Below are 21,106 nucleotides of genomic sequence, written 5' to 3' on the forward strand. Positions count from 1 at the left end.
GTCCACAGGCTAACGACGCCGATCGCAACGCGGCACCAGCGCTCGGTAGGCTGGCCGGGTGCGAATCCTCGTCCTCGGTTCCGGTGCCCGCGAGCACGCCATCGTCACGGCCCTCCTCGCGGAGCAGGCAGGGCACGTCATCACGGTCGCGCCGGGCAACGCCGGCATCGCCGCGGACGTCGAGACCGTGTCGCTCGACCCGACGAACGGAGCGCTCGTGGCCGAGTACGCGATCGAGAACGACGTCGAGCTGGTCATCGTCGGTCCGGAGGCACCGCTCATCGCGGGTGTCGCCGACCCCGTCCGCACCCGCGGCATCCCGGTCTTCGGTCCGGGCAAGGCGGCGGCGCAGCTCGAGGGGTCCAAGGCGTTCGCGAAGCGGATCATGGCCGAGGCGGGCGTCCCCACCGGCCGTCCCGTGTACGCGGGCACGGTCGACGAAGCCGTGGCCGCGCTCGACGAGCTCGGCGCACCGTACGTGGTCAAGGCCGACGGGCTCGCGGCCGGCAAGGGCGTCCTCGTGACGGAGGACCGGCAAGCAGCGGTCGACCACGCCACCTACTGGCTCCAGCACGGGCACGTCGTGGTCGAGGAGTTCCTCGACGGCGAAGAGGTCTCCCTGTTCTTCCTGAGCGACGGGCACGACGTGCGGCCGCTCAGCCCCGCGCAGGACTACAAGCGCCTCGGCGACGGCGACACCGGTCCGAACACCGGCGGCATGGGCGCCTACTCGCCCCTCCCCTGGCTCACCGACCGATGGGCCTCCGAGGACGCCTTCGTCGCCGAGGTCACCGACCTGGTCGCCCTGCCGACGGTCCGGCGTCTCGAGCACGAGGGCACGCCGTTCGTCGGTCTGCTGTACTGCGGGCTGATCGTCACCGAGCAGGGTGTCCGCGTCATCGAGTTCAACGCCCGCTTCGGCGACCCGGAGACCCAGGTCGTGCTCCCCCGCCTGGCGACCCCGCTGAGCGGCCTCATGCTCGCCGCGGCGACCGGACGGCTCGGCTCCGTGCCGGCGCCGGAGTTCCGCGCCGAGTCCGCGGTGACCGTGGTCCTCGCGAGCGAGGGCTACCCGGAGAACCCGCACACCGGTCGTCGCATCACCGGCATCGACGCCGCGAACGCGCGTCCGGGCGTCTCGGTCGCCCACGCCGCGACCGGGCTCCTCGACGGCGAGCTCGTCGCCACCGGCGGTCGCGTGCTGAGCGTCGTCGCCACCGGCGCCGACTTCGCCGAGGCCCGTGAACGGGCGTACGCCGGCCTGCACGACATCACGCTGGAGGGCGCGCAGTACCGCACGGACATCGCCGCGAAGGTCGCCCGGTGAGCGCCCCCGTCGTCGACGGCTGGCAGCACGTCGCCTCGGGCAAGGTCCGGGAGCTCTACGTCCCGACCGGCACCACCGGGGTCGCGGACGCGTCCGAACTGCTCCTCGTGGCGTCCGACCGCGTCAGCGCCTACGACTTCGCGCTCGAGCCCCCCATCCCGGGCAAGGGCGAGCTGCTGACGCGGCTGTCCCGCTTCTGGTTCGACCGGCTGTCCGACGTCCCGAACCACCTCCTGCCCGAGTCCGCCGGCGGGACCCCGGTGCCGGCCGAGGTCGCGTCGCGCTCGATGCACGTGGTGCCGCTGACGATGTTCCCCGTCGAGTGCGTGGTGCGCGGCTACCTCGTGGGCAGCGGCTGGGCCGAGTACCAGGAGTCCGGCAGTGTCTGCGGTGTGGCGCTCCCGGCCGGGCTGTCGAACGGTGACCGCCTCCCCGAGCCGATCTACACGCCCGCGTACAAGGCGCCGCAGGGTGAGCACGACGAGAACATCTCGTTCGAGCAGACGGTGGAGCTCGTGGGGCAGCAGGACGCCGAGACGCTCCGCGACCTGTCACTCCGCGTCTACTCCGAGGCCGCGGCGATCGCGCTCGAGCACGGGGTCGTCATCGCCGACACGAAGTTCGAGTTCGGTCGTGACGCCGACGTGGTCGTGCGGATCGCGGACGAGGTCCTCACGAGCGACTCCAGCCGGTACTGGGACGCCCGCGGTGCGAACCGGACCGAGTCGTTCGACAAGCAGATCGTCCGCGACTGGCTGAGCGCGAACTGGGATCGCCAGGGCACGCCGCCCGTGCTCCCCGACGAGATCGTCGAGCGGACAGCCGCCCGCTACCGCGAGCTCATCGAGCGACTCGGCGCCTGACCGACGACGTCGCGCAGGACGACGAGCCAGATCGGCGTCGGCGTCTCGGAGCGGGACGACGAGCCGGACCGGCGCCGGCGTCGCAGGGCGCGACCAGCCCGCGTCAGGCGTCGCGCGCCACGACCACGACCGTCAGGTCGTCGCCCGGGTCGTGCTCGACGGACCGGGCGCGCACCCGACCGAGGAAGTCGTCGAGGTCGGCCGCGCCGCGGTAGAGCTCCCCGAGCCGTGACAGCGACGCGAGCGTCGAGTCCCACAGCTCGAGCGCGCCGTCGCTCACCAGGACGAGCACGTCCCCGACGCCGAGGTCGAGCGACCCCGTCGTCCGGGTGAGGCCGGCGGGGTGCAGGCCGAGCGGGAGGTCGAACGAGCGGAGCACGGTCTCGGAGCCGTCCGCCCGGAGGTGCAGCACGAGCCCGTGTCCGGCGTCCGTGAACTCGAGGTGTCCGGTCGACGGTTCGAGTCGGCCGTGGAAGAGCGTGGCGAAGGACTCGGCGCGGCTGAGCTCGGGGGCGACCTGCGCCTCGAGCCCGGCGACCGCGGTGTCCGGTCGTTCGTCGCCGCGGGCGAGGAGTGCCCCGCGGATGTTCGCCGCGAGGAGTCCCGCCGACATGCCCTTGCCCATCACGTCGGCGAGCGTGACCACGAGGTCGTCGCCCGAGCGGTGCCACTCGTGCAGGTCACCGGAGACGACGCCGTGGGGCACGCTCATGCCGGCGACCCGGTACCCGGGGACGGTGACCCCGGTCGGCTCGAGCCCGGCCAGGACGGCCCGGAGGCGGTCCTCGTCGGCACCGGCGGCGAGCTCACGCTCCGCCCACACCCCGAGTTCCTCGAGCAGCGCCAGGTCGTCGTCGCCGAGGGTCCGCGGCGCCTGGTCCACGAGGCAGAGCGTCCCGACCTTGACGTCGTCGTCACCGAGCCGCAGCGGCACACCGGCGTAGAACCGGACGTTCGGGTCGTCGACCACCATCGGCATGTCGGCGTAGCGGGCGTCGGCCGTGGCGTCCTCGACGACGACCGGGCCGACCTCGCCCAGGGTCCGGCCGCAGAAGGTGTCCTGCAGCGGGATCGTCGGGTCGAACGGGGTGTCGCTCTGCTGCGACTTGATCGTCAGCACGGAGTCGCCCGCGAGGTTGAGGAAGGAGCCGGTGACCCCGAAGGCCTCCCGTGCGATGCGGGTGATCCGCTCGAACCGCTCCTCGGGACCGCTCTCCACCACGTCGAGCGCCGCGAGCAGCGCCGCCCGCCGCACGGCGTCCGGGGCGGTGGCGTTCGACGTCGAGGTGGTGAGGCTCATGCCCTCCACGGTAACGCCGCCCGCGAGCGCCCGCGTGTCCCCACAACGGAGGACGCGCACCCCCAGAGCGTGGGCGAGGGGGTCCGGCCGTGACGATTGTCACGGTGACGTCGTGACGGACGGCAGCGGTGCGGCGACCCGATCGGCGCGAGATTGGTGCCCATGAACAGCACAGGACTCCCGGACGACGCGGTCATCGCACTGCGCGGTCTCCACAAGCGCTTCGGCGCCGTGCACGCCGTCGACGGCGTGGACCTCACGATCCGTCGCGGCGAGGTCGTCGCGCTCCTCGGGCCGAACGGCGCCGGCAAGACCACGACGGTCGACCTGGCACTCGGGCTCTCCACGCCCACCGCCGGCGAGGTCCGTCTCTTCGGTGAGGACCCCCGTGCGGCGGTGGTCGACGGGCGGGTCGGGGCGATGCTGCAGGGCGGTGCGCTGTTGCCCGACATGACCGTCCGCGACGTGGTCGCCCTCGTCGGCGCCGCGCACCTGACCCCGATGCCCGTCGACGAGGCCCTCCGCCGGGCCCGGTGCACCGAGATCGCCGGACGACGGGTGAACAAGCTCTCCGGCGGGCAGCTGCAACGGGCGCGGTTCGCCGTCGCGGTCGTCTCGGACCCGGAGCTCCTCGTGCTCGACGAACCGACCGCGGCGATGGACGTCGAGGCCCGGCACACCTTCTGGTCGTCGATGCGCGAGTTCACCGACGCGGGTCGTACGGTGGTCTTCGCCACCCACTACCTCGACGAGGCCGACACCTTCGCCGACCGCATCGTCATCATGCGGTCCGGTCGCGTCGTCGCCGACGGCACCCCGACCGAGATCAAGGCCATCGCGTCCAGCCGGTCGGTCCGGTTCGCCGGCGTCGGCCCCGACGCACACGTCGCCCTGCGCGCCCTGCCGGGCGTCACCGGCCTGGAGGCACGGCACGACTCCGTCACGCTCCGCACCGACCGCAGCGACGACACGCTGCGGGCACTCCTCACCTCGTTCCCGGAGGCGCACGACGTCCAGGTGGTCGCCTCGACCATGGACGACGCCTTCCTCGCCCTCACCGCCGACCCGCAGGAGGTCTCCGCATGACCAGCGCGACCGCGACCACCGTCGCCGCTCCCGCCCTCCGTCCCCTCGCCCGCACCGTCCGGGGTCGCCTCCCGATCCGCTACGTCGCCCTCGAGACCGCCCGTCAGCTCCGCAACGTCAAGGCGATGGTGTTCACCTTCGCGATCCCGGTGGTGATGCTCCTGGTGTTCGGCGCCGCCTACGGGTCGCAGCCCGACCAGTCCACCGGCCTGCGCTACCTGACCGTCACCACGCTGCAGATGGCGTCGTACGGCGCGATGATGGCCGCGCTCAGCCAGGCCTTCGCCATCGTCAACGAGCGCTCGATCGGCTGGAACCGCCAACTCCGCGTCACGCCGCTGTCCGGCTGGGGCTTCATGGTGTCCAAGGTCATCGCGGCGATGGCGTTCGCGGCACTGTCCATCGGCATCACGATCACGGTGTCCGTGGTGGCCCTGCACGCGTCCCTCGACCCCGGGCACTGGCTCGCGGCGGCGTTCGGCATCTGGTGCGGCGTCGTCCCGTTCGCCCTCATCGCGATCCTCATCGGACAGTTCGCGAAGCCGTCGTTCGCACAGCCGCTCTTCATGGTCGTGTTCATGGGGCTCGCCATCCTCGGTGGTCTCTGGGTCCCGCTGTCGATCATGCCGAGCTGGATGGGCTCGGTCGCGCACCTGCTGCCGTCGTTCTGGCTCAACCGCATCGGCCAGATGGGTGCCGGTGCCACCGGCAGCACCGGCATGGTCGAGCCGGCGCTCGTCCTGACGGGCTGGGCGGTCGCCCTGGCCGCCGTGATCGTGTGGCGCTACCGCCGCGACGCGGCGCGCCAGTGAGCGGTGGCCCTACGCTGACCGACATGACCGACTCCCGCACCCGCCCCGTCGCCGTGAGCGACGGGGCGGAGGCGCGCCGTGCCTCCAGGCCGTCGCCCCGTTCGTTCCCGTGGGCCGTCCCGCCGGGCGCGACCGAGGACGTCATCCGCGCCGGCCGGCGCCGCTGGTACGGCGGCGCCGTGTTCGCGCTGCTGTGGCAGGTGCTCGAACTCGTCGCCGTCTGGAACGACGGCCGGTCGTTCGAGGCGCACGTCTGGTCGACGCTCGCACTGTTCGTCCTGTACGCGACGTACCTCTTCGCACCCGAGCTGATGTGGCGGAGCGGGATGCGCACCCGGGTCCTCGTGCTCGCCGGGGTCGCGGCCCTCGCCGGGCTGCTGCTGCTCGTCGTCGGGCCGCTCGCGGTCTGGACGTGGCTCCTCGTCGCCGCGCTGACCGGCTTCGTCGCGGAGCGCTTCTGGGTCGCCGGGGTGGGGATCCTCACCGTCATCGTGGCCCAGGTCGTCGTGGCCGCGTCGCTCGGGTGGGACGGCGCGGTGGCCAGCGGCCTCCTGTTCGCGCCGGTCGTGACGGTCTCGGTCGGGGCGTCGATGCTGTTCTTCGGTCGGCAGCGCGAGGCGGAGGACAAGCTCGACGTCGCACAGGACGAACTCACCCGGCTCGCCGTCGTCGAGGAACGGACCCGGTTCTCGCGCGACCTGCACGACGTGCTCGGCCACTCGCTCACCGTCGTCGCGATGAAGTCCGAGCTCGCAGGCCGGCTCGTCGACGTCGACCCCGCGCGGGCCAAGGCGGAGATGCAGGACGTCGAACGGCTCTCCCGCGAGGCGCTGCAGGGGCTGCGCCAGGCGGTCAGCGGGTACCGGGAGGCTGACCTCGAGGCCGAGCTGGTGTCCGCCCGGGCCGCGCTGACGGCCGCCGAGCTCGAGGCCGATCTGCCGGCCGACGGCACGGCGGCGGCTCGGGACGTCCGGAGCCTGTTCGCCTGGGTGCTCCGGGAGGGTGTGACGAACGTCCTGCGGCACGCGGCGGCCACCCGGGTGCGGGTGACCCTGACCCGGACGGCGCTGACGATCGAGGACGACGGGGCCGGGGCCGCCGGAGCCGGCGGCGCCGAGACCGGCGGCGCCGGGGCCGGCAGCGCCGGGGCCGGGCGGGCGTCGCTCGTGGCCGGTGTCGGCGGCAACGGGCTCCGCGGGCTGCGGGAGCGGGCCGACGCGGTGGGCGCGACCGTCACCACCGGCACGAGCGACCTCGGGGGCTTCCTGCTGCGCGTCGAACGGAAGGGCCGACGATGACCGACACGATCCGGGTGCTGCTCGCCGACGACCAGGCGCTCGTGCGCGGCGCCCTCGCCTCGCTCCTCTCCCTCGAACCCGACATCGACGTCGTCGCCCAGGTGGCCCGCGGTGACGAGGTCGTCGAGGCGGCTCGGGCATCGGGTGCCACGGTCGCCCTGCTCGACGTCGAGATGCCCGGCGCCGACGGCCTCACCGCCGCTGCCGCGCTCGCCCGGGACCTCCCGAGCTGCCGCTCCCTCATCGTCACGACCTTCGGACGGCCCGGGTACCTCCGCCGTGCCCTCGAGTCGGGGGCGGCCGGCTTCGTCGTGAAGGACACACCAGCCGAACAGCTCGCCGACGCCGTCCGACGGGTCGCCGGCGGGTTCCGCGTGGTCGACCCCGTCCTCGCCGCCGAGTCGCTCGCCGCCGGCCCCTCGCCGCTCACCCCGCGCGAGACGGACGTCCTCATCGCCTTCCGCACGAGCCCCACGGTCGCCGGGGTCGCCGCGTCACTGCACCTGTCCGAGGGCACCGTGCGGAACCACCTGTCCGCCGCCATCGGCAAGACCACCGCCCGGAACGCCACCGAGGCGCTCCGGGTCGCCGCTGACAACGGGTGGCTCCTCGGGACGGCGTAGCCTGGGTCGGTGCTCCGCCCCGTCGTCCGCCGTCCGCTCCGCCGTGTCGCCACGTCGCTCGTGCTCGGTGCTGCCGCTGCGCTGACCCTGGCGGGCTGCGGCGCCCACGACTCGACCGGGCAGATCACGGTCACGGTGTCGGGGAACGCCGCGCAGCGCCCCTACGAGGTGAAGGTGTTCGCCGCGACGGGCAAGCTCGCCGAGCACCAGCGGGTGTTCCCGGGCGGCACGGCGGCGTTCGCCGGGGTCCCCCTCGGCGAGGTCACCGTCCGTGCGGCGGACCTCTGCACGCAGCACGCGACGGTGTCGAACGGATCGGTGGCGACCGTCACGCTGACGACGACGGGTTGCTGAGCGGCTGTCAGCCGATCGTCCCGCCCGCGGCCACGCTGCGGAGCGGTCAGCCGCGCCGACCGGCCGTCCGGGCGAGGGTCTCGCGGGGGCTCTCCCCGAAGCGGGCTCGGTACGCCGCGGCGAAGCGCCCGAGGTGCGCGAACTGCCACCTGTGTGCGACCTCACGCACGGTGACGATCCGGCGGCCGCCCGTCGCGAGCTCCAGGTGCACCCGGTCCAGCCGGGCCTCGCGCAGGTAGTGCATCGGCGTGATCGCGAGCCGCCGGCGGAAGAGGTCCTGCAGGCCCCGCTCGCTCAACCCGCACGCGTCCGCGATGTCCGCGACCGTGATCGGGTCGCTCGCGTGCTCGTGCACGAAGGCGATCGCGCGGTGCATGCGCTGCTCGACGTCCGACCGCGCACGGGTGTAGGTGGAGAGGACGACCCTGGCCACACGGCGCTTGAGCGCTCGACGCTCGGCGTCCGGGAGCTCGTCGTCGAGCACCCGGTCGACGGCGTCGCGCAGCAGCGTCCGCAGGGGCTCGGTCCGGTTGTCGGTGAGGTCCGGCTGCACGAACCGGAACGACTCGTCCGCGTCGCCGAGCAACGCCGGTGCGACGTGCAGGAGCGTCATGGCCGTGGCGTCCGTCTCGAAGGCGTAGGCCACCGGCGCGGAGAGCACCACGGGCTGCCCGGGACGGACCTCCCAGCGTTCGCCGTCGTCCGCGGTGACGACGGCGTGCCCGTCCGCGAGCCAGAACACGACGTGGTCGGGGCGCGGTCCGATGGTGCCGGCCTGTGGGCCGTTCGTCCGGATTCGCCGCACCGAGAGTTCGTCGTCGCCGCCGGTCTGGTACTCGAACGCAGCATCGTCCGTCGGCATGGGGAGCACGCTACCGGGTGGGCGCTCCGACCACGACACCCCCGAACGCGCCGCAGTGAGGTCGCGGCTCGCACCTTCAGCGCATCCCGCCCGTACCGGTCAGCGCGTCGCCCGGTCGGGGACCCGGTCCCACTCGTCGCCGTAGCGGGACAGCACCGTCCACCGGGACACGGGCCACGTCGTGATGAACGCGCGTCCCACCACGTCGTCGACGGGCACCGAGCCGTGCGCCCTGCTGTCGGCGGAGTCGTACCGGTTGTCGCCCATCACCCAGATGTGGTTCTTCGGCACCGTGATGTCGAAGTCGGTCCCGGAGACCCGGTCGGATCCGGCTTCGCGGACGACGTACGGCTCGTCCACGGCCTTCCCGTTGACCGAGAGCCGCCCGTCGGCCCCGCAGCAGGACACCCGGTCGCCCGGGAGCCCGATCACCCGTTTGATCAGGTCGTCGCCCTGGCCGGTCCCGAGCCAGCCGCCCGGGTCCGTGAAGACGACGACGTCACCGCGCTGCAACGGCACGAGCCCGGGGACGAGTTCGTTGACGAGCACCCGGTCGCCCACGAGGAGGGTGTTCTCCATCGACTCCGACGGGATGTAGAACGACCGGACCAGGAACGTCTTGACGAGGAACGAGGCGATCAGCGCCGCGACGACGATGATCGCCAGGTCGCGGAGGAAGCGCCAGCCGCTCCGCTGCTTCGCGTTGCCCTCGGTCGTCGCACCACTCGTCGCGTCACTCAATGCGTCAGCACCACCTTCACGAGTCCGATCACGAACGCGACCGCGGCGAGCACGATGCCGCCCCAGAGCCCGAGGAACGTCGGACGCGCCCCCGAGAACCGCTGCATGAACACGCCGACGAGCCCCATGCGCACGACGAGGATGACGACCGCGGCGATCTGCGCCCACTCCGCCGGGAGCCACCCCACCCAGGCCGCGGCGTACAGCACGGCCGGGATGAGGCCGGAGGTCGCGATCGGGTTGGCGTTCCGAGCGATCACCACCGCGCTCTCGCGTCGGACGTCGTCGTCGGTGTCGCGGTCCGCGCCGATCCCGTGTGCGACGAGGTGCGCCAGGACGTGTGCCAGGTAGGTCAGCACCGCCGTCGCGAGCACCGTCAGCACCGCCGCGCCGTGCTCGATCTCGGCCGGACCGACGGCGATGGCGGCGCTGAGCACGGTGATGTTGCCGTAGATGTACGACGACATCCGATCGCGGACGTGCTCGACCGGCAGGTCTCGCGGGTCCGGACGTCGTGGCATCCGTCCATCATGGCCTCACCGCACCGGTCCTCGCCGACAGGACGCCGAGTGCGATGCGATCCGTCGCCGTCTCGGACCCATTTGGTTGACGCGTCAACCAAATGGGTCGACACTTGATCCATGCAGACCCAGGACCTCCTCGCCGGCGACACCGGCATGGGCGCGGTCACGCTCCGCGTGGCCGACCTCGACCGCATGACGGCCTTCTACACCGAGGGCGTCCGGCTCAGCATCCTGACGTCGGACCACGGGCGGACGGTCCTCGGCCGCGGAGTCGTGCCGATCCTCGTGCTCGAGCACGCGCCCGAACTGCAGCACGCCGGCGCGCACGAGGCCGGACTCTTCCACACCGCGGTGCTGTTCGACACCCGCGCCGACCTCGCCGCTGCGCTGTACTCCGTCGCCACGCGGTACCCGCAGTCGTTCACCGGCAGCGCCGACCACCTCGTCAGCAACGCGTTCTACTTCACCGACCCCGAGGGGAACGGCGTCGAGCTCTACTGGGACCGGGACCGCACCGAGTGGTCGTGGACGCACGGCACCGTCGACATGGCCACGATCTTCCTCGACCCGAACGCCTTCCTCCGCGAGCACCTCACCCAGGACGCCCTCGACGACGCCGCCGCACGGCCCGGACGCGTCGGCCACGTGCACCTCTCCGTCGGCGACGTCGCCACGGCCAAGGCCTTCTACGTCGAGCAGCTCGGCTTCGCGACGACCGCCGGGTGGGGCGAAGCGCTGTTCGTGTCGGCCGGCGGCTACCACCACCACATGGCGATGAACACGTGGAACTCCCGCGGCGCCGGCCGTCGGCAGCTGGCCCTCGGCCTCGGCCTGGTGCGCATCGAGGTCCCCGGCACGGACGACCTCGGCTCCCTGACCGAGCGCATGCGCCACCACGGTGTCCAGCTGGCCGACGACGGACGGACGGTCGCGTTCGAGGACCCGTGGGCGAACCGCATCGAGGTCAGCGCGCCCGGTCGGGACTGACCGCTCCGTAGTGAACCGGGAGGCGCGGGCCGAGCGGTCTCATCGCTCGCCTCCACCCGCCGCCTCACCGCGTTCGGAAGTAGCGGTGCAGCGCGCGCTCGCGGACGCAGCTCGCCGCCGCCGCGCCGCCCGCGAGCGTCGCGATGAACCCGACCGCCGCGACCTCGCACGCTCCGAGGACGATCGGCAGCGCGTCGTCCGGCGGGAGCCCCCGCGTCACCACAGCGCTGACCGCGACCGGAGCGAGAACCGCCACCCCGGCCCAGACCGCGTGTTGCAGGACGGTCCCGAGCACCTGCGCGCTCCGTGGCACCCCGACGTGCAGGTCCGCGGCCAACGAGAGACGCCGACGCAGCACCGCGGCTCCGCCGACCGCGACACCACTGAGCGCCGCAGCACCGAGCGGGACGGTGACGTACACCTCCCCGGACGGCGTGAAGACCGCGCCGGGCCGCGGGTTGAGCTGACCGAGGGTCGGAGGGTCTTCGTCCTCGGCGCCGGTCGATGCGAGCACCGTGCGGCGGAGCATCTGCACGGTCGCGTCGCGCTGGGGCCAGACCGTCACCCAGCACGCGTCGTACGCGCGCCCGTCGTCCACCGCCTGCGCCAGGAGCGCATGTTCGAGGTCTGGGTCTCGTCCGTCGTCCGGGTAGGCGAACGACCCCGCCACGGGCGCGGTCGTGCCGTCGACCAGGACGAGTTCCTCCCCCGGGCGCGTCCCGAGCGACTCGCGCACCGACGGGGAGAGCACGACGCCCGGCCGCTCGGCGCTCGCACCAGCGCCGAGGACACGGAGCATCCCGGGCGTGACCTCGTAGGTCGGGACCGCCGACCCGGGCAGCGACGCCGCCACTGCCCCGTGCTCGACCCGTCGAAGGGCACCGGAGGCCACGACACCCTCGGATGATGCGAGCGCGTCGCACGCACGGCCGTCGATGCGCCCCTCGGCGCGCTGCACCGTGGTCGCAGCCCCGCTCGCGACGTACGCCGCCGCCGACCGGACGTCGCCCGCGAGATCTGCGGTACGGATCCCCACGATGCCGGTCAGGAGCACACCGAAGACCATCGCCCACGTGCCGGCCCACGACGCCCCGGACGCCACGTCGCGCCAGGCTTCCCGGCAGACCTCCGCGATGCGCATGCGCCCCGTCCCTGGCGACGATCTCACCGATGACTCCCGAGGTCGAGCACGTCGTCACAGGCGGCCCTCGTGTCGTCGTCGTGCGTCGCGACGACCACCGCGGTCCCGGTACCGGCGAGCGCCCCGATCGCCCTGTTCACCTCGGCAGAGGTCGCGCGGTCGAGTTGCGCCGTCGGCTCGTCGACGAGCATGAGGTCCGGGGCGGTCGCGATCCCGCGGGCGAGCATCAGCCGCTGCGCCTCACCACCGGAGAGCTCCGCGAACCGCGCGTCGACCCGATCGCCCAGCGCGAACCGGTCGAGCACGTCGCAGGCCACCAGGTCCGCGGTCCGGCGGTCGAAGCCCCGGGCGACGAAGGGCAGCGACACGTGGTCCAGGACACGGCGCCGTGCGACGCCGTGCGGGTTCTGGAACACCCAGAGCGGACGACACGTCGACGGACGGTGCACGGTGCCGTCGGTGGGTTGGAGCATGCCCGCGATGATCGCCAGCAGCGTCGACTTGCCCGAGCCGCTCGGCCCGACCAACGCGGTGACGGTGCCCTCGGCGAACGTCCGGTCCACTCCACTGAACAGCCGGACACCGTTCGACCACACGTGCCCGACGCCCTCGAGCATCACCGGCACGGACGCCCTCGATCCGGCACTGCCCGCACCCGGTCCAGCGCCCCACCGTCCCGCGGGCGCACGAAGGACTGTCCGAGTTCGGACCCGAGCACCTCGACGGTCACCGGCGCGCCGGTGGTCGGCTGCACGCACGCCGTGGCCCCCTGGATCGCGTACAGCGCACTCGGCGGGAGGACCTGCACGGTCCTGGGCCGGCGGAGCGCCCAGGTCGCTGAGATCGTCGGCACCCCGTCGGCCGAGGCGACGGTGGCCGCGTACTCCGGGAGGGCGGCGATCGCGGCGAGGGAAACAGTCGACGTGACCACACCGCCGTCGTCGACCTCGACGGTGGTCCCGCTGATGCGCAGGTCGCGCGCCCCGGGCACGGGGTCGATCGGTAGTGAGTCGAGTCGCGCGCCGCGGAGCTCGGCCGGGAGCTCCGCGAGCACACCGTCCGCGCCGACGGCCGCGCCGACGGTCGCCGTACAGGATCGGACCGTCTGCTCGGCCGCGGGCACCCAGCTGAACAGGGCGCGGGGAAGGATGTCTGCCCCCTCCCCCGGTCGGACTCCGCGCTCTGCGAGGAACCGGACCGCCGACCGGAGCGTGCCCCGTCCCAGGATGCCGTCCTCACTGAGCCCGGCACCACCGACGTTGAGCGCCCGCTGCAGCCCGCGCACGTCGTCGCCGCGGTCGTCCAGCTCCAGGTCACGCCACAGCGGGACGTCCGTGGCCAGCGCGATCACCGCCTCACCGTCGATCGTCGCCAGGACGTCACCACTGCGGAGCACCGCTCCCGTGGAGCACGTCGACGACGTCACCGTGCCCGCTCTCGCGGTCACGACGGCCCGTGGCGCCCCGGTGTCGAGCGCGACCTGGACCTGTCGCTCGTCGGCGTCCTCGCGGTCGGTGACCCGGACGGTCGACGCAGGGGTGGCGGTGCGGAGCGACGACGGAGGCTCGGCGGGGAACGCCACGACCACCGTCGTGGCGGTCCCCGCTGCGACCACCATCGCCACGAGTCCGACGACCGTCGCCGAGGGGAGCCCCCTCACGGCGTCCGCCAGAGCCCGAGCGGATCGAGGCGGCACTGCACGGCAGCGTCGGCGGTCTCGTCGAACGGGAACGAACCGGCCTCGTAGTCGGCTCGCCATCGTTGCTCGGTGTACTCACTTCCCACCAGGCCCGTATCACGCAGGCAGGGCACCGTAATCGTCGCTTCGTCCAGCCGATCAGGATTCCGACGCGTCTCGGAGAAGAGGTAGGTGACGTACTCGTCGGACTTCCGCTCACAGGATCGGAGGACGGGATCGGACCGTTCGAAGAAGTCGTCCGGATATCGATCGTCGAGGGACTGCAACTCGAACCCGCCGTCCGGGTCGTAGTCGATCCCGAAGCCGGAGTCGGCAAGACACCGGCCGACACGATCGTGCGCCGCCTCGACTTCCTCGCTGGACACCGCACCGTCGGCGAGGATCCGCGCTTCGAAGGGCGAGACGTCGTCGGCAAGTGCCGCCCCGAAGTCGTCTGCCCACGGCCCGGCCTCCTCGAGTGCGGCCGTCGACCCCGGCGTCGGACCGCCGGTCGCCGTACTCGCGCAACCCGAGGCGACGAGGACTGCGATGCAGGCAGCCGCGACGCCGAGTGCGCCGCGACCGCTCCGAACGCGGTCCACCTACCGTGCCGTCATGCCGTAGGAGACCACGTTGGCCCAGCACAGCTTCTGTCGGGAGATCTTCCCCTTGCCCACCCACTCCCCGTACTTCGACGGTGCGTTCTTGATCGCGTTCCAGTGCCGCGCGCTGGAACAGCTGTTGTTCTTCCCCTGCATGAGCGTCACGGAGCCGTAGCAGGCAGCCTTCGCCTCGGGCGCTGTGGCAGTGTCCACCGCGACCCCTCCGGCGACGACGGTCCCGAGCACGGCCACCCCGAGCAACACGTTCTTGATCGACATCGATCTCCCCTTCGCATGACGTGTGATGTATCAACGTCAACGTACAGATCGTGTGAGCCGTTCGCAAGCTGCTGCGGGCAGACTGGCCAAGTGACTGACGACACCCGGTGGGAGGTGGTCGAGGAGAGCGCACTGACGCTCGCCGACCACGAGGCGATCACGGCACTGCTGGCGCAGGCGTTCCCGGACTGGTCGCACTGGTTCGTGGGCAGCCGAAGCTGGAGCGGCATGCAGCCCGAACGCCGGGTGATCGCCCGGGACGACGACGGAGTGGTCCTCGCGCACGTCGGGATCCGACGGATGTTCGTCACCGTCGGCGGCCGCGACGTCCTCGTCGGCGACACCGGTCTCGTCGCCGTGAGTCCGCGCCTCCAGGGCACCGGGATGGGCCGCGACCTGATGGAACGCGCGCGAGGTGTCCTCGAGGGACTCGCGGTCCCGTTCGGCTTCCTCGGCACCGGCGAGGACCGCGTCCCGTTCTACGCGAAGGTCGGCTGGCAGGTGTTCGACGACGTCGTGACCGACTACACCGCGTTCACCGCGGAGGGCGCGGGGATGCCGATGACCGAACAGGGCGGCTGGATGGTCCTCCCCGTGGCCGCGCCCCTCGAGGACTGGCCCGCCGGACCGGTCCACCTGAACGCCCAGCAGGTCTAGCGAGGGTCTCCCACGGCTCGACGAAACGCGCGCGTTTCGACGCGACGCGCGTCGATCGACGCACGCGGGGTCGGAACGCGCGCGTTTCGTGGCCTCACGCGGCCCCGCGACGGACGGGAGGCACGGTGCCAGCTGGCACCGTGCCTCCCGTCCGTCAGGTGGTGGGGCGGGGCTTACGCCCCTGCACTGACTGGGCTACGCCTCGACCGCGACCTTCTCCGGGTCCTCGTTCGATCCCGGCGCGCTCGGAGCGACGGCGGCGCGCACGCGCGCCCCGAGGTCGGCGTCGACGTTCGTCCAGTAGGCGAACACGCGCTCGCGCAGGTCGTCGCGGGTCACCTTCGAGACGTGACCGGCGATGTTCCCGACGAGGCGCTCACGCGCGGCGTCGTCGAGCACCTCGCGGTAGAGGGTGCCGGCCTGTCCGAAGTCGTCGTCCTCCGGGTGCAGGGTCGCCGCGGAGCGCTGGAGCGCACCGTCCGACTCCCAACCCGGAACCTCGTCGGTGGCGGCGGGGTCGGCGTGGGCGCCACCGAGCGAGTTCGGCGCGTACACCGGCACCTCCGACTTCTGGAAGTCGAAGCGCATGGCGCCGTCCTTCGAGTACGAGTGCACCTCGTTCTTCGGGGCGTTCACCGGCAGCTGCGCGTGGTTCGTGCCGACGCGGTAGCGGTGGGCGTCCGCGTAGCTGAAGATGCGCGCGAGGAGCATCTTGTCCGGGCTCGCCGCGATGCCGGGCACGAAGTTCGACGGGGCGAAGGTCGCCTGCTCGATCTGCGCGAAGTAGTTCTCCGGGTTGCGGTTGAGCTCGAGCTCGCCGACCTCGATGAGCGGGTAGTCCGCGTGCGGCCACACCTTCGTCAGGTCGAACGGGTTGAAGCGGTAGGACTCGGCGTCCGCGTACGGCATGACCTGCACCTTGAGGGTCCACTTCGGGAAGTCCTCGCGCTCGATCGCGGCGTGGAGGTCGCGGATGTGGAAGTCGGCGTCCTCACCGGCGATGCGGTCGGCGTCCTTCTGCGTGAGGGTCTTGTGGCCCTGCTGCGTGATGAAGTGGTACTTCACCCAGAAGCGCTCGCCGTCGGCGTTGATCCACTGGTAGGTGTGCGAGCCGAAGCCGTCCATCTCACGCCACGAGGCGGGGAGGCCGCGGTCGCCCATCAGCCACGTCACCTGGTGCGCCGACTCGGGCGACAGCGTCCAGAAGTCCCACTGCATGTCGTGGTCGCGGAGGTGCGAACCCGGCAGGCGCTTCTGCGAGCGGATGAAGTCCGGGAACTTGATGCCGTCGCGGATGAAGAACACGGGGGTGTTGTTGCCGACGAGGTCGTAGTTGCCCTCTTCGGTGTAGAACTTCAGCGCGAAGCCGCGGGGGTCGCGCCAGGTGTCCGGGGAGCCCTGCTCGCCGGCGACGCTCGAGAAGCGCACGAGCGTCTCGGTCTGCTTGCCCGGCTGGAGGAACGCGGCGCGGGTGTACTGCGACACGTCGTGCGTGACGGTGAACGTCCCGAACGCGCCGCCGCCCTTGGCGTGGACGACACGCTCCGGGACGCGCTCGCGGTTGAACTGGGCGAGCTTCTCGACGAGGTAGTGGTCGTGCAGCGCGAGGGGGCCGTCGGCGCCGACACCCATCGAGTGCTGGTCACTGGAGACCGGAGCCCCGCTGTTGGTCGTGGTGGTGGGGGTGCCGGCCGGCTGGCCGGTCGTCGTGTTCTGGTCGGACACGGTTCCTCCTCGGAACGTTGGTTCGGTCAGGGTGCTCGGGTTGCTCGTGGTCCCGGTTCGGAGCCGGGAGGTGGGATCGCCTGTCAGGGCCGGTTGGTCGCGGTGCCTGCGTCGACGGGGGCCGGGGCGTCGTCGCCCGGTGCGCCCTCGGCCGGGCCGCCCTCGGCCGGTGCGTCGTCCCGCTCGGCCGCAGCGCAGCGCTCGCAGATCCCCCAGTAGGTGACCTCGGCCGTGGCGACCGCGAAGCCGTGCGTCTCCGACGGCGTCAAGCACGGCGCGTGCCCGACGGCGCAGTCGACGTCCTCGATGGCGCCGCACACGGTGCAGACGATGTGGTGGTGGTTGTCGCCGGTCCGCCGTTCGTAGCGTGCGGGACTGCCGGCGGGCTCGATGCGGCGGACGAGCCCGACCCCGGTCAGTGCGGCGAGCACGCCGTACACCGCCTGGTGACTCGTCGTCGGGAGCTCGGCCGAGAGCGCGGAGACGATGGCGTCCGCGGTGGCGTGCGGCATCCGCTCCGTCGCGCGCAACACCGCGAGGCGCGGAGTCGTGACGCGCAGGCCCGCGGAGCGCAGCAGCTCTGCATCCTCCACACGCGCTCCTTCTCTTGCAGCAGTCAAGACAACTCGTCCAGCGTAGCACCAGTCCCCGACCGACCAGGGACCGAACGGTCGGACATGAACGCAACAACAGACACCGCGACCTCCGCCGTCCCGCACTCGCCGCGCCTTCCGGTGCGCCTCGCCGCGGAGGCCGCGGGCACGTTCCTCCTCGTCCTCGCGCTCATCGGCGCGGCGAACTACACGGCCGTCTTCCCCGACGAGCACAACACCCTCGGCGTCGGCCTGCTCGGCGTCGCCCTGACGCTCGGGCTCACCGTGATGATCGGGGCGAGCGCCTTCGGCCCGATCAGCGGCGGGCACTTCAACCCCGCGGTCACGGTCGGTCTCGCGGTCGCGGGGCGACACCGCTGGGCCGAGGTCGTGCCGTACGCGATCGCCCAGGTCGTCGGCGGGACGATCGGAGCCGGCGCGCTGCTGCTCATCGCGGGTCAGGGCAGCGGGGGCTTCCTCGCAGCGACGCTCGACGGGGGCTTCGCCTCGAACGGCTTCGGGTCGCAGAGCCCCGCGGGGTTCTCGCTGCTCGGCGTCGCCGTCGGGGAGACCCTGGCGACGGCCCTGTTCGTCACCGTCATCCTGCGGGTGACCGGGAGCGCGGGCAGCGCGGTACCGGCACCCCTGGTCATCGGGGCGACGCTCACGGTGCTGCTCCTCACGCTCATCCCGGTGTCGAACGCCTCCCTCAACCCGGCACGCTCGTTCGCCACCGCGGTGTTCGCGGGTCCGGAGTGGCTCACGCAGTGGTGGGTGTTCCTGGTGTTCCCCGTCCTCGGCGCGGTCCTCGCCGGGCTCGGTGCCCGGGTACTGAGGCGCGCGTAGGCCCCGGGCGACGAGCGGCCGACCACGGACCGTCGGGAGCCGTGACCCGTTGCATGCCGGTGGCGGCATGCAACGGGTCACGAAACGGCGGCGATCAGCTGGGGCGGAGCTGTGGACGCCCTCGGCGGCGGTAGCGTCCGAGCATGTCCTCGCAGCAGAGCGTGCCGGAACGGGCACACACCGCACAGGACGTCCGGGGGATCATCGCGCAGCGGGACCTGGTTGTCGACCTCATCAGGACCGCGTGCGTCGTCCTCGTCGTCTTCGTGCACGTCACGATGGTCGGGGTCGGCACGTCGGACGGCGGCATCGCGGTCACGAGCCCGCTCCAGGAGCTCGACTGGTACGTCGCCGCGACCTGGATCGGTCAGGTCATGCCGCTGTTCTTCGTCGTCGGTGGCTTCGCGAGCATCGTCGGCTGGCGCAGCACCATGACCCGCGGGGGCGGAGCCCGGGACTGGTGGGCCACCCGGCTCGTCCGGCTCTTCCGACCCGCGGTACCGCTGTTCGTCGTGCTCGCCGCGGGACTCGGCGCCGCCACCGTCGCCGGCACGCCCGCCGACCTCCTGGCCGAGGTCGCGTTCGGCATCGGCTCCCCGCTCTGGTTCCTCGCCGCCTACGGCATCACGCAGTGCTGCCTGCCGCTCATGGTCCGCCTGCACGAACGTGCTCCGTGGCGGACCCTCGCCGCCCTCCTCGTGCTCGCGGCCGCGGTCGACGCCGTCCGTCTCGCGACCGGCGTGGCGGAGGTCGGCCTGCTCAACCTCGGCCCGGTGTGGTTGTTCGCGCAGCAGCTCGGGTTCCTCTGGGCGGACGGTTGGTTCGCCCGGAGGTCTCGCGCGCTGCTCGTCGCCGTCGCGGCCGCCGCGTACCTGGCCCTCGTGCCGATGACCTCGGTGGGGCTCTGGGCACCGGACATGCTGCAGGACCTCAACCCGCCGATGCTGCCGCTCGCGTTCCTCGCGGTCGCCCAGGCGTGCCTCGTGCACCTCGTCCACGGGCCGCTCACACGTCTGATGCGGACGCGTGCGGCGCAGGCCTCGGTGTTCCTCGTCGGCCGGGACGGCATGGCGATCTACCTCTGGCACCTGCCGCTGTTCATCGCGCTCAACGGTTGGGCGCTCCTCGTCGGTCTGCCCTTCCCCGAGCCGGGCGGCGCCGTCTGGTGGGCGACCCGCCCCGTCACGCTCGTCGTGCTGCTCGGGGTCGCCATCGCCGTCGCCCGGGCGCTCCGGTGGTTCGACCGCCCACTCCCCCGCCTCGTGCCCGGGACCGACCGTCCAGCCTGGCCGGTCCTCGTCGTCGCGGCGCTCTGCACCGTCGGCCCGGCCTTCGCGGTCATGCAGCTGCACCTCTCGTTCCCGGTCGCCCTGACGGGTGCACTCCTCGTACCGCTCGGAGTCTGGCTGCTGACACGGACCACCCCGGCGGCGGGCGTCACCCGGATCTGAACCGGTTCTCACCCCCGGGGAGCACCGGAGGGACCTCGGTCGCGCACGCCGGGCGGAGGATGACTGCGGCAGCACGATCCGCAGGAGGCACCCCACGCCGTCGACACCCGAGTTCTGGTCCACGTGGCGGTTCGATCCGCTCGCGGCCGCGATGATCTGCGTCGCCGCGGTCGCCTACGGCTGGTGGCTGGTCGGCGCCGTCCGCCGCGGAGTCCGGTGGCCGTGGTGGCGGACCCTCGCGTTCGTCGTCGCACTCGCACTGTTCGGGGTCGCGCAGTTCGGCATCGTCGGCGTCTACGCCGAGCGCCTCCGGTGGGCCTTCGTGCTCCGGCTGGCGGTGCTCTTCTTCGCGGTCCCCACCTTCGCCGCGTTGGCCGCACCCGTCTCGTTGCTCCGGACGGGAGGCCCGGATCGCCTCGCGCGGGCAGCCACGGCCGCCCTCCGGTCGCGTCCGGTCCGGGTCCTCGGCAACGCGATCGTGTCGCCGCTGGTCGCCCTCGCGATGTTCTGCGTGCTCCTGACCCCACTGTCGGCGGCGATCCGGACGTCGCCGGTGTGGGCGGTGGCGATCACCGTGCTCGTTCCGGTGCTCGGGTTCGGGTTGCTCGCTCCCCTGTCCGAGCCCGGGATCCTGCGGTCGTCGACGTTCGTGACCGTGGAGTTCCTGCTGGCGTTCGTGGAGCTCATGCTCGACGCGATCCCGGGCATCGTCCTGCGGATCACGAACCACGTGCTGGACGGAGCGACCACGGTGCTCGTCGGGAAGGCCTGGTACCCGTCGCCGTTGCAGGACCAACACCTCGCCGGCGACCTGCTGTGGTTCATCGCCGAGGTCGCGGACATCCCGGTCCTCATCTCGCTCTTCGTCCGGTGGCAGCGGACCGACCGCCGCGAGGCCCGCGCCGTCGACGACCTCACCGACGAGGAGATGGCGGCGCTCACCCGGGCGCACCTCGAGCGGCGCGGGTAGTCGGCGGCCGGTGCCGTGGCCGCGGCCGCGGGCACGGGCAAGGCCGCGGGCACGGGCACGGCCACGGGCACGGGCACGGGCACGGCCGCGGGCACGGGCAAGGCCGCGGGCACGGGCACGGGCACGGCCGCGGATCCGCGGTCACGGCGGCGGTCGCGGTCGTGCGACCTGATCGACATCGCGCGCGTCGATCGACACGTGTTTCGTCGCTCGATGCGCCCGCATCCGATGCACGGGCATCTTTCGACGCCGCGCGTGTCGATCGACGCGTGCTTCGTCGCTCCCGCACCGCGGCGAGCGGCCACCGACCCGCCGCGGCGTGCGGCCACCGACGGACGCGGCTGCCCACGGTCACCGACTCGCTCGGCGACACCACGACGAACGACG

General features: G+C 72.5%; 23 protein-coding genes. 12 read left to right on the plus strand and 11 right to left on the minus strand.

The features are described 5' to 3' along the window. Window positions 1–58 precede the first annotated feature (58 nt). Together purD and QPJ90_RS02025 are read left to right on the plus strand one after the other, a co-directional pair. Window positions 59–1,327, plus strand: coding sequence for a phosphoribosylamine--glycine ligase (purD, locus tag QPJ90_RS02020; RefSeq protein ID WP_290132810.1), 1,269 nt, complete (start codon window positions 59–61; stop codon window positions 1,325–1,327). Continuing rightward, window positions 1,324–2,190 (plus strand): phosphoribosylaminoimidazolesuccinocarboxamide synthase, encoded by an 867-nt coding sequence (locus QPJ90_RS02025; protein ID WP_290132811.1) that lies wholly within the window; start codon window positions 1,324–1,326, stop codon window positions 2,188–2,190. Before purD ends, QPJ90_RS02025 begins: the two co-directional genes overlap by 4 nt. 103 nt (window positions 2,191–2,293) lie before the next feature. Here QPJ90_RS02025 and QPJ90_RS02030 read toward each other — a convergent pair whose 3' ends face one another. After that, window positions 2,294–3,490, minus strand: coding sequence for a GAF domain-containing SpoIIE family protein phosphatase (locus tag QPJ90_RS02030; protein WP_290132812.1), 1,197 nt, complete (start codon window positions 3,488–3,490; stop codon window positions 2,294–2,296). A 162-nt stretch (window positions 3,491–3,652) separates the two neighbouring features. On the opposite strand from QPJ90_RS02030, the gene QPJ90_RS02035 reads away from it, so the two are divergent. The 5 genes from QPJ90_RS02035 to QPJ90_RS02055 are packed head-to-tail and all read left to right on the plus strand — an operon-like array spanning window position 3,653 to window position 7,663. Then, a complete protein-coding gene (locus QPJ90_RS02035) occupies window positions 3,653–4,576 on the plus strand; it encodes an ABC transporter ATP-binding protein (RefSeq protein ID WP_290132813.1) in 924 nt (307 codons plus the stop codon). Then, window positions 4,573–5,388 (plus strand): ABC transporter permease, encoded by an 816-nt coding sequence (locus QPJ90_RS02040; protein ID WP_290132814.1) that lies wholly within the window; start codon window positions 4,573–4,575, stop codon window positions 5,386–5,388. The genes QPJ90_RS02035 and QPJ90_RS02040 overlap by 4 nt, the downstream gene beginning before the upstream one ends. A 23-nt stretch (window positions 5,389–5,411) precedes the next feature. After that, window positions 5,412–6,686 (plus strand): histidine kinase, encoded by a 1,275-nt coding sequence (locus QPJ90_RS02045; protein WP_290132815.1) that lies wholly within the window; start codon window positions 5,412–5,414, stop codon window positions 6,684–6,686. Next, on the plus strand, window positions 6,683–7,309 hold the full coding sequence (locus QPJ90_RS02050) for a response regulator transcription factor (RefSeq protein WP_290132816.1): 627 nt from the start codon (window positions 6,683–6,685) through the stop codon (window positions 7,307–7,309). Before QPJ90_RS02045 ends, QPJ90_RS02050 begins: the two co-directional genes overlap by 4 nt. 9 nt (window positions 7,310–7,318) lie before the next feature. Beyond that, window positions 7,319–7,663, plus strand: coding sequence for a hypothetical protein (locus QPJ90_RS02055; protein ID WP_290132817.1), 345 nt, complete (start codon window positions 7,319–7,321; stop codon window positions 7,661–7,663). Window positions 7,664–7,709: 46 nt separating this feature from the next. Here QPJ90_RS02055 and QPJ90_RS02060 read toward each other — a convergent pair whose 3' ends face one another. The 3 genes from QPJ90_RS02060 to QPJ90_RS02070 all read right to left on the minus strand — a co-directional run bounded on the left by QPJ90_RS02060 (window position 7,710) and on the right by QPJ90_RS02070 (window position 9,787). Continuing rightward, the gene (locus tag QPJ90_RS02060) at window positions 7,710–8,525 is read right to left on the minus strand and encodes a helix-turn-helix domain-containing protein (protein ID WP_290132818.1); all 816 of its coding nucleotides are present in this window, start codon (window positions 8,523–8,525) and stop codon (window positions 7,710–7,712) included. A 99-nt stretch (window positions 8,526–8,624) separates the two neighbouring features. After that, the gene (gene lepB, locus QPJ90_RS02065; RefSeq protein ID WP_290132819.1) at window positions 8,625–9,266 is read right to left on the minus strand and encodes a signal peptidase I; all 642 of its coding nucleotides are present in this window, start codon (window positions 9,264–9,266) and stop codon (window positions 8,625–8,627) included. Further along, on the minus strand, window positions 9,263–9,787 hold the full coding sequence (locus QPJ90_RS02070) for a hypothetical protein (RefSeq protein ID WP_290132820.1): 525 nt from the start codon (window positions 9,785–9,787) through the stop codon (window positions 9,263–9,265). The genes lepB and QPJ90_RS02070 overlap by 4 nt, the downstream gene beginning before the upstream one ends. A 120-nt stretch (window positions 9,788–9,907) precedes the next feature. Here QPJ90_RS02070 and QPJ90_RS02075 point away from each other — a divergent pair, with 120 nt between their 5' ends. Further along, window positions 9,908–10,777 (plus strand): VOC family protein, encoded by an 870-nt coding sequence (locus tag QPJ90_RS02075; RefSeq protein WP_290132821.1) that lies wholly within the window; start codon window positions 9,908–9,910, stop codon window positions 10,775–10,777. 64 nt (window positions 10,778–10,841) lie between these two features. Here QPJ90_RS02075 and QPJ90_RS02080 read toward each other — a convergent pair whose 3' ends face one another. The 5 genes from QPJ90_RS02080 to QPJ90_RS02100 are packed head-to-tail and all read right to left on the minus strand — an operon-like array spanning window position 10,842 to window position 14,477. Further along, entirely contained in the window at window positions 10,842–11,918 is a 1,077-nt protein-coding gene (locus QPJ90_RS02080) for a hypothetical protein (RefSeq protein WP_290132822.1), read from the minus strand. 23 nt (window positions 11,919–11,941) lie between these two features. Further along, window positions 11,942–12,535 (minus strand): ATP-binding cassette domain-containing protein, encoded by a 594-nt coding sequence (locus QPJ90_RS02085; protein ID WP_290134144.1) that lies wholly within the window; start codon window positions 12,533–12,535, stop codon window positions 11,942–11,944. Next, entirely contained in the window at window positions 12,535–13,578 is a 1,044-nt protein-coding gene (locus QPJ90_RS02090) for a hypothetical protein (RefSeq protein ID WP_290132823.1), read from the minus strand. Before QPJ90_RS02090 ends, QPJ90_RS02085 begins: the two co-directional genes overlap by 1 nt. Next, window positions 13,575–14,198, minus strand: coding sequence for a hypothetical protein (locus QPJ90_RS02095; protein ID WP_290132824.1), 624 nt, complete (start codon window positions 14,196–14,198; stop codon window positions 13,575–13,577). Before QPJ90_RS02095 ends, QPJ90_RS02090 begins: the two co-directional genes overlap by 4 nt. Then, on the minus strand, window positions 14,199–14,477 hold the full coding sequence (locus QPJ90_RS02100; protein WP_290132825.1) for a hypothetical protein: 279 nt from the start codon (window positions 14,475–14,477) through the stop codon (window positions 14,199–14,201). A 90-nt stretch (window positions 14,478–14,567) separates the two neighbouring features. Here QPJ90_RS02100 and QPJ90_RS02105 point away from each other — a divergent pair, with 90 nt between their 5' ends. Beyond that, window positions 14,568–15,134: a GNAT family N-acetyltransferase gene (locus tag QPJ90_RS02105; RefSeq protein ID WP_290132826.1), complete on the plus strand. Its 567-nt coding sequence runs from the start codon at window positions 14,568–14,570 to the stop codon at window positions 15,132–15,134. A 195-nt stretch (window positions 15,135–15,329) separates the two neighbouring features. Here QPJ90_RS02105 and QPJ90_RS02110 read toward each other — a convergent pair whose 3' ends face one another. Next, the gene (locus QPJ90_RS02110) at window positions 15,330–16,859 is read right to left on the minus strand and encodes a catalase (protein ID WP_290132827.1); all 1,530 of its coding nucleotides are present in this window, start codon (window positions 16,857–16,859) and stop codon (window positions 15,330–15,332) included. Window positions 16,860–16,942: 83 nt separating this feature from the next. Next, window positions 16,943–17,452 (minus strand): Fur family transcriptional regulator, encoded by a 510-nt coding sequence (locus tag QPJ90_RS02115; protein WP_290132828.1) that lies wholly within the window; start codon window positions 17,450–17,452, stop codon window positions 16,943–16,945. Between the two features lie 84 nt (window positions 17,453–17,536). On the opposite strand from QPJ90_RS02115, the gene QPJ90_RS02120 reads away from it, so the two are divergent. From QPJ90_RS02120 to QPJ90_RS02130, 3 genes are all read left to right on the plus strand, one after another. Further along, on the plus strand, window positions 17,537–18,298 hold the full coding sequence (locus QPJ90_RS02120; RefSeq protein WP_290132829.1) for an aquaporin: 762 nt from the start codon (window positions 17,537–17,539) through the stop codon (window positions 18,296–18,298). Between the two features lie 143 nt (window positions 18,299–18,441). Beyond that, complete coding sequence (locus tag QPJ90_RS02125; protein ID WP_290132830.1) at window positions 18,442–19,749, plus strand: acyltransferase; 1,308 nt, start codon at window positions 18,442–18,444, stop codon at window positions 19,747–19,749. 151 nt (window positions 19,750–19,900) lie between these two features. Next, complete coding sequence (locus QPJ90_RS02130) at window positions 19,901–20,719, plus strand: cytochrome c oxidase assembly protein (protein WP_290132831.1); 819 nt, start codon at window positions 19,901–19,903, stop codon at window positions 20,717–20,719. Window positions 20,720–21,106 lie beyond the last annotated feature (387 nt).

This window comes from Curtobacterium sp. 458 (assembly GCF_030406605.1).
In the GTDB taxonomy this organism is placed as follows: Bacteria; Actinomycetota; Actinomycetes; order Actinomycetales; family Microbacteriaceae; genus Curtobacterium.

Coding starts and splice junctions, on each gene's coding strand:
- QPJ90_RS02030 (WP_290132812.1), bottom strand. CDS start 3,490: ATGAGCCTCACCACCTCGACGTCGAACGCCACCGCCCCGGACGCCGTG.
- QPJ90_RS02035 (WP_290132813.1), top strand. CDS start 3,653: ATGAACAGCACAGGACTCCCGGACGACGCGGTCATCGCACTGCGCGGT.
- QPJ90_RS02040 (WP_290132814.1), top strand. CDS start 4,573: ATGACCAGCGCGACCGCGACCACCGTCGCCGCTCCCGCCCTCCGTCCC.
- QPJ90_RS02045 (WP_290132815.1), top strand. CDS start 5,412: ATGACCGACTCCCGCACCCGCCCCGTCGCCGTGAGCGACGGGGCGGAG.
- QPJ90_RS02050 (WP_290132816.1), top strand. CDS start 6,683: ATGACCGACACGATCCGGGTGCTGCTCGCCGACGACCAGGCGCTCGTG.
- QPJ90_RS02060 (WP_290132818.1), bottom strand. CDS start 8,525: ATGCCGACGGACGATGCTGCGTTCGAGTACCAGACCGGCGGCGACGAC.
- QPJ90_RS02070 (WP_290132820.1), bottom strand. CDS start 9,787: ATGCCACGACGTCCGGACCCGCGAGACCTGCCGGTCGAGCACGTCCGC.
- QPJ90_RS02075 (WP_290132821.1), top strand. CDS start 9,908: ATGCAGACCCAGGACCTCCTCGCCGGCGACACCGGCATGGGCGCGGTC.
- QPJ90_RS02080 (WP_290132822.1), bottom strand. CDS start 11,918: ATGCGCATCGCGGAGGTCTGCCGGGAAGCCTGGCGCGACGTGGCGTCC.
- QPJ90_RS02085 (WP_290134144.1), bottom strand. CDS start 12,535: ATGCTCGAGGGCGTCGGGCACGTGTGGTCGAACGGTGTCCGGCTGTTC.
- QPJ90_RS02100 (WP_290132825.1), bottom strand. CDS start 14,477: ATGTCGATCAAGAACGTGTTGCTCGGGGTGGCCGTGCTCGGGACCGTC.
- QPJ90_RS02120 (WP_290132829.1), top strand. CDS start 17,537: ATGAACGCAACAACAGACACCGCGACCTCCGCCGTCCCGCACTCGCCG.
- QPJ90_RS02125 (WP_290132830.1), top strand. CDS start 18,442: ATGTCCTCGCAGCAGAGCGTGCCGGAACGGGCACACACCGCACAGGAC.
- QPJ90_RS02130 (WP_290132831.1), top strand. CDS start 19,901: ATGATCTGCGTCGCCGCGGTCGCCTACGGCTGGTGGCTGGTCGGCGCC.